Source organism: Acidithiobacillus sp. (genome assembly GCF_023255755.1).
Taxonomy (GTDB): Bacteria; Pseudomonadota; Gammaproteobacteria; order Acidithiobacillales; family Acidithiobacillaceae; genus Acidithiobacillus.
In genome coordinates this window covers 1-6,819 of record NZ_JAGDVS010000042.1, presented here as the reverse complement: position 1 = coordinate 6,819, position 6,819 = coordinate 1, and the positions used below count along the sequence as shown (strand labels likewise).

4 protein-coding genes and 1 pseudogene are annotated in these 6,819 nt (G+C 59.1%); 1 reads left to right on the top strand and 4 read right to left on the bottom strand.

The window, feature by feature from the left end; all coding sequences use genetic code 11:
• A pseudogene (locus Q0C48_RS03230) lies at positions 1-225 on the bottom strand (hypothetical protein); the annotation flags it as partial.
• Between the two features lie 345 nt (positions 226-570).
• Here Q0C48_RS03230 and Q0C48_RS03225 point away from each other — a divergent pair.
• Entirely contained in the window at positions 571-1,407 is an 837-nt protein-coding gene (locus tag Q0C48_RS03225; RefSeq protein ID WP_291521488.1) for a winged helix-turn-helix domain-containing protein, read from the top strand.
• Positions 1,408-1,455: 48 nt separating this feature from the next.
• Here Q0C48_RS03225 and Q0C48_RS03220 read toward each other — a convergent pair whose 3' ends face one another.
• The 3 genes from Q0C48_RS03220 to Q0C48_RS03210 form a co-directional block, all read right to left on the bottom strand.
• Positions 1,456-4,500: an efflux RND transporter permease subunit gene (locus Q0C48_RS03220; RefSeq protein WP_291521486.1), complete on the bottom strand. Its 3,045-nt coding sequence runs from the start codon at positions 4,498-4,500 to the stop codon at positions 1,456-1,458.
• Positions 4,500-5,537, bottom strand: a complete 1,038-nt coding sequence (locus Q0C48_RS03215; RefSeq protein WP_291521483.1) for an efflux RND transporter periplasmic adaptor subunit — start codon at positions 5,535-5,537, stop codon at positions 4,500-4,502. The genes Q0C48_RS03220 and Q0C48_RS03215 overlap by 1 nt, the downstream gene beginning before the upstream one ends.
• Positions 5,534-6,819 (bottom strand): TolC family protein (locus Q0C48_RS03210; protein ID WP_291521481.1); only part of this gene is annotated, 1,286 nt, incomplete at its 5' end. The genes Q0C48_RS03210 and Q0C48_RS03215, both read right to left, overlap by 4 nt.

The following is a 6,819-nucleotide window of genomic DNA, read 5'->3' as shown; positions in this document are numbered from 1 at the left end:
CACCAATGCCCTGTCCCAGCGGGTGGAAGTCGAGATCACCGAACCATCGCCACAGACCGTCACATCGATGCGCGTCGCCTGGCCGGCCAGGGCCTCATCGGCGGCGTTATCGATCACTTCCTGAATGATGTGGGTGGGGCAAGTCGTACGGGTATACATGCCCGGACGCAACTTGACCGGTTCGAGTCCCTTGAGGACGGTGAATTGTTCGGCGCTATAGCTCAAATGGTGGTTTCCTTCTGCCTCCCCCTATCATAAAGCTGAAAGGGCCGGATGGGCAGCCCTGTGGCCCCACGCGCAGCGGCCGCCATACGACTTATTCCCCTTTAACGAACCGTACCACCTTTAGCTGAGAGTACCCGCCGACATCCAGCAGGGGAAACCACGCTTCATTGGCAATCGTCATCTTAGTGTCACAAAACTGTCACGATAGTGTCATGTTAGGGAGCTATCATAATGCGGGAATAGCGGATAGTCGGACACTGCCATGCAGCAATAGATCATCATGATTTTATGATCAATCATTATGAATATGAATAATCCAACGATAATCAGTATGGAGTCATTCTAATGTTTAGCATTCTCTTAAGTGCCGCTTATCTACAACACGCCCACGCGGCCTTACTGGAAGGCCTGGCATGGCTGCATATGCCAACCTCTATACATAATTATCGTGCGGAACAGAAAATATTGTTAGTCTCACCAGAGGCGACTGGCACAATAGTATATGATATCGAATATGCCTTAGAACGAAATGGCTATTCCGTTCACCGGATTCATTCCACTCATGACATAAACGGACTAGACAAGAGCTTACAGGTAAAAAACGTGATACTCAATGGATGGTTGGATAACTACCGCGACTATCTCCAGAATATACAGGATATCGCTCATAAATCAGTACCATTTCTGGTCATAGGAGATAGTACGGAAGCAAACAGCGGATCGATAGCGGTCGCCGCGATTGAGGCCGGTGCAGTCGCCTTTATACCGTGGACTCTCGGGGAAGGGTTACTGATGGCCCATCTCCGCAGGCTTGATGACGAGATAACTATCCGCCCCATGGAACTGTCAAAATTACCCGGGCAGATTCAGTTAGATCCCTGTTCCCGCAGAGTGTCGATATCCGGCCAGGAACTTTATCTGTCAAAACAGCTTTTCAGACTCTTTGAATATATGGTGACACACCCTGATGAGGCGATATCCTATCAGCAGCTTCTGCAAGTCCTCGCGGAAGGGAAAAAGATATATATCGCACCGAATACGTTGGTAGTAAAAATTTACCGATTACGGAGGATACTGGAGGATACGGGGGCACACAGATGGTTGGAGACCATCCCCGGCTTTGGTTATCGCTTCTGTCCACCGAAGCCTCTTGCCCGCCTGGCTGAACAGTCAACGCAGTAAAAGCGTGGCAAAGTCATATGACACCCATATGTCATTTCCATGAAAAAATTATGACTTTTCCGCGGACGAGCGCGCCATGCGTCGGCTAAAGCCCTCCAGAGCGGCATAGATACCCGGCATCACGACCAGAACCAGGGGCAACTCCGCCAGCAATCCGGAGATAATGGCGATGGCCAGTGGGGCCTGCATTTCCGCCCCGGCTCCCAGGCCCAGTGCCAGAGGCATCAGGGCCAGTATGGCGATAATAGCCGTCATCAGAACCGGCCGCAGACGCGCCCTTCCCGCCCTGACGAGTTCAGAGACGTCGCTATTCTGCGCCTCGGCAAAGAAGAAAATAGCGGTTTCGGTAACGATCCCGACAATCATGGTGATACCGATCATCGCCGTGATGTTGCGTTGCGTTCCCGTGATCCAGAGGCCGATAAAGACACTACCGAGGGCGAGCAACGCCGTCGCCAGAATGCTGAGGACGATGGTGAAGCGCTCATAGAGAAAGAGCAGCAGAACGGCCACCAGCAGAATGGCGGCGAGCAGGACCAGTGCCAGTTCGTGCATGGCCTTCTGCTGTTCCCGGTAGAGGCCGCCGTATTGCAGATACACACCCTGCGGCAGGGACAGATGGGCCAGCCGGGCTTCCACCTCACCCATAACCGTACTCATGGCCCGTCCCTCAATGCGTGCTGTGACGGCCACCATCGGCTTCAGATTTTCGGCTTGCAACTCCGCCTGTCCGGACTTGATCTGAATCCGCGCGACCTGTCCCAGGGCCAGATAATGGCCATCCGGCGCGACGATGGGTAATTGCCGCAGACGGCGAATTTCATTCCAGAGATCATGGGGCGCACGGACCCGTACCCCGACCATCTCCTGCCCCTGGGGAATCAGGCTGACCACCCTGCCTTCCATCAGGCTCTGTAGCTGGGCGGTGACCTGCCCCGGCGTCATTCCCGCCAGGGCTGCCTTGACCGGATCTACATGAATATCCACCGCATCCCCGGCAATGGTCACACCGTCAAAAACTTCCACCACACCCGGCACCGGCCTGATACGCTTGGCCACTTGTGCGGCGACTTTTTCCAGCGTCTGCGGGTCAGCGCCGAACACTTTGATTTCTATGGGCTGCGGTACGGCAGTCAGGTCGCCGATCAGATCTTCCATCAATTGTCCGGTTTCTACACGCAGGCCGGGCACCCGGCTGTTGATCTGGTCGCGGACACTCTGCATCACCTGCCAGATATTGCGACTGCGATGGGATTTCAAGCGAATAAAGAAGTCTCCGGTATTGGCCTCCGTAATACCGCCCCCCAGTTGCAGGCCCGTGCGCCGGGAATAGCTCGCCACCTCCGGTGTCTTCGCCAGAATCTGCTGCACCTGACCCAGCAAACGGTTGGTTTCGGCGAGGGAAGTGCCGGGGGCCGCCTTGTAGTCGAGGACGAAGCCCCCCTCGTCCATAGAGGGCATAAAACCGCTGCCCACCTGGGTATAGGACCAGCCCCCAAGGGCCAGAAAAGCGAACAAAACAGGCACTAGCAGTATGGGGCGTCGCAAGAGTTTCTCCAGCACCCGGCCGTAATGCAAACTGGTCCAGCCCAGGATTCGACCCGGCCGCTCGGCCCTTTCGGCATCCCGGCTGGTCAGCAGGGCGTCCGCCAAAATGGGAACCGCCAGATAGGCGACCAGAAAGGAAATAATCAGCGCGGCGGAGATGGAGATGGCCAGTGCCTGGAAAAAAGCCCCGGTCACCCCGGACAAAAAGGCCAGCGGCACGAAGATGACGATCGTCGCCGCCGAAGAACCCGCCAGCGGCTTACTCATTTCCAGCGCGGAATGGAGCACTGAAACGCGTTCTCCGGGATGCTCGGAAATGCGCTGCATAATATGTTCCAGCATGACCACCGCATCGTCCACCACCAGCCCCACCGCTGCCGCCATACCGCCGAGGGTCATGATGTTAAAACTCTGATGGAGCACATACAGAATCACCACACTGGCCAGCAATACACTGGGCAGGACGATGGCAACAATGAAGGTCATTCGTAGATTGCGGAGGAAAGCGAGGAGCACCAGTGCGGCCAGTGCGGCTCCGATAAAAATGGCATCCCGGACACTGGATGCCGCCGCGGTGATCAACTGGCTCTGGTCATACCAGGTGCTGATTTTCACCCCGACCGGGATACTGCCGACATTTTTGCGCAGGAGATCGCGGATGGCGTGATCAATCGCCACCGTGTTGGCACCGAGCTGCTGCTTGATGTTGACCAGCACTGCAGGCTTACCGTTGGCGGTGACGGTGGTCCACTGGGGAACGGTGCCGGGGCGAATCTGCGCCACATCACTGAGATCCACCACGCCGTCGGCGCCGGTTTTGAGGATGGTGTGGCCGATATCCCGGGCATTTTTCAGGGGACTTTCGCTGAGGATCTGGTATAGGCGGTAATGGCGCTGGAGACGGCCGACGGCCGTGATGATATTACTGTTAGCGAGAGCGGATTCGACATCGGCGAGGCTGAGCCCGTAGCTTTGCAGACGCATGGGGTCGACAATCACCTGGTATTCCGCCTGCGCACCGCCCTGAATATCCACCTGAGCCACCCCATGGACAGCCAGCAGCAAGGGCCGCAAGTCGTAATACGCATAATGGCGCAGGGCGACCGGGTCAAGGCGATCGGAAGTCAGGGAGAGACCGAGAATGGGGAACACTGTCGGATCCATACGCCGGGCGCTGAAGCGGGTGTTTGGCGGTAACTCGGGGAGTGCGCGATTGACGGCCGATTCCGCCTGTAGCAAGGCCGAGGTCATATCGGTGCCCCAGGCAAACTGCACGGAAATCTCCGCCGCACCCCGGGCTGTGGTGGAGCGAATACGCTGAACCCCCGGCACCGCCCGCAAGGCCTGCTCCAGCGGGCGGGTGACGGCGACCTGGGTCTGCCCGATAGGCATATTGCCCGAGTCTGCGGAGACTACGATGCGCGGGAAGGTGATGTCCGGGAACAGGGCCACGGGCATTTTCAACGCCACCAACAGGCCCGCCAGCACTAATACCAGCAGCATGAACAACAGGGAACGGCGGTGCCGCTGCAGCCAGTCACCCATCAGGATTTCCCCGCCACACGCAGGGCCATGCCATCCTGTAACTCATAATTGCCGAGGCTGACCACCGGCTCTCCGGCCTGCAAACCCTTACTGACCGCAATCCAGCCCGCTTCGCGCCAGCCTGTCTCTATCCAGCGCTGCTGCGCCTTACCCCGGACATCCACAAAACAATAGGACCGGCCGCCTTGCTGCAAAACAGCGCTGTCGGGAATAGCCAGAGATTTCTGGCGTCCCAGGATGATCTCCGCACGGACCATGGCCCCAGGCAGCAGACTGGCGGTAGCGGGCATGGGGACGACCACCTGGGCGAGGCGTGTTTTGGGATCGACTTGCCAATAAATCTGCTGAATCTCGCCTGATAACGGGGACTGATCGCCGTAAACGGGACGGAGCTGCACGGCGTCGCCCACTTTGACGCGGGGCAGATCTTCCGGTTCGACACCCAGCACAATGCGCAGGGCGTTGCCCGTGCTGAGGCGCAGCAAAGGCTGACCGGCGGGAACCAGATCGCCCTGGTGCACGGAAACCGTTTCGACGACGCCGTTGATGGGCGCACGCACTACACCAGCTTGCAGGGTCTTGAGACGCGCCTGTAGATCGTGGAGGGTGGCTTGCGCTTTGGCGAGGATTTGCTGCGCCGTCTGCACCTCCGCATTGGTCGCCAGTTGCCGGGTGCGCAGGGATTCCAGGCGCTGCTGGTCGGTGAGGGCAAAACGCACGCCGATCTGCGCTTGCTGCAACTGCAATTGGTCATTAATGGAAGGGACCACCCGCAATAACGCTGCTCCCTGACGGACCCGCTGGCCATTCGCCACCAGTACCTGACTGACCAGGCTCTCCGCTTCCAGCGACAAGGTCCGACCGCCCTCCGGCGCGAATTCTACGGTACCATAAGCCCGCAGATGCTCCGCCAGGGGCATCACCCGCGCGGGAGTTAACTGCACCAGGGCCGAGACCTCCGCCGTCGCTGGCAGTGCCAGTATGCTGAGTCCTAGTCCCAAGCCACCCCACAACCATCCTGGTATTCGTCGCCTCACCGCTGCTCTCCCCATTGTCGCCAAGGCAGGCCCACCGCCATTTCCAGGGCCGCCTGCTGTTCCGCATAAGCCTGCTTCAGGGCCAGCAATTGCAGGCTCTTGGCAAGGGCTTGGCTGCGTACTGCCTCATAATCGATCAAAGTCACATTATGCTCCGCCGCCGCACCCCGCAGTCGCTGCTCGGCCCTTTGCAATTGCGGCACCTGCTGCTCCAGCGGGGTAATTTCCTGACGCAACCGGTGCAGATCGGCCACCAGCGCGGTGATGTCGGCACGGGCCTGAAAGAGGCGGGCGGTGTAGGCGGCGTGTAATTGCGCACGGGTGGCTTCGGACTCGGCGATGACGCCGCGATTGCGGTTCCAGAGCGGGATATCGAGACTGACACTGGGGCCGATGGTCTGGATATTCGAGGTATCGGCCGCCCTGGAGATGCCGATGGTAAATCCCGGATACTGGCCGAGGATGGCACGCCGTACCCGCGCTTCCTGGGCCTGATAGCCCGCGCGCAGCGCCAGCAAATCGAGCCGATGGGCATCCGCAAGGGTAACCAGACGGGCGGCGTCGGGAATATCCGGCAGCGTTTGCGGCGCCCGCAGGGAAAGCCGCATGTTCGGCGGTAACCCCATCACTTTATTTATATTCTGCCGAACGGCAGTCACCTGCCGACGCAGCGCCAGCATGCGGTCCTGACTATCCAGCCAAGCGATTTGCCGCAGCGCCGTAGTGGTGATGGTGGCGTCTCCCAGCCGGAGATTCTGGACCGAGGTCCGGTAAAGCTGATCCGTAGTCGCCGCGGCCTGTTGCGACACAGCCACCTGCTCCTGCAGATAATACAGTTGCCGGGCCAGTATCCGCGTCTGGTTAGCCACCATCCATTCCTGCCAGGCCACCTGATACTGCACCGATTGCGCTTGCGCCCGGGCAATATGCAGATTCGCAGAGCGGGTGAACATGCTGGCGAGACTCCAGCTCAGCCCCATACTGTAGGCGTTAGTGTAGCCAGCAGCCACATTACTGGGCAGGTCGGCGCTCAGGGAAAGCTGCGGGTCGGGCAGCAGGCCAGCCGCGAAGACCTGCGCCTGGGCGACGCCGATTTGTGCCCGCATCGCCCGCAGGTCCGGATTGAGCAACACGGCAATTTCCCCGAGATCTTCGCCGGACAGGGGCGCGTGCAGGTTTACCGGTTGGACGCTGGCGGGATGATCGTGGCGCAGGGCGGCAGCCATTTCCGGCTCCATCTTCGCCATAGCTGGCAGATGATCGCTCAAGGGCTGTGCAGTAT

Coding starts and splice junctions, on each gene's coding strand:
- Q0C48_RS03220 (WP_291521486.1), bottom strand. CDS start 4,500: ATGGGTGACTGGCTGCAGCGGCACCGCCGTTCCCTGTTGTTCATGCTG.
- Q0C48_RS03225 (WP_291521488.1), top strand. CDS start 571: ATGTTTAGCATTCTCTTAAGTGCCGCTTATCTACAACACGCCCACGCG.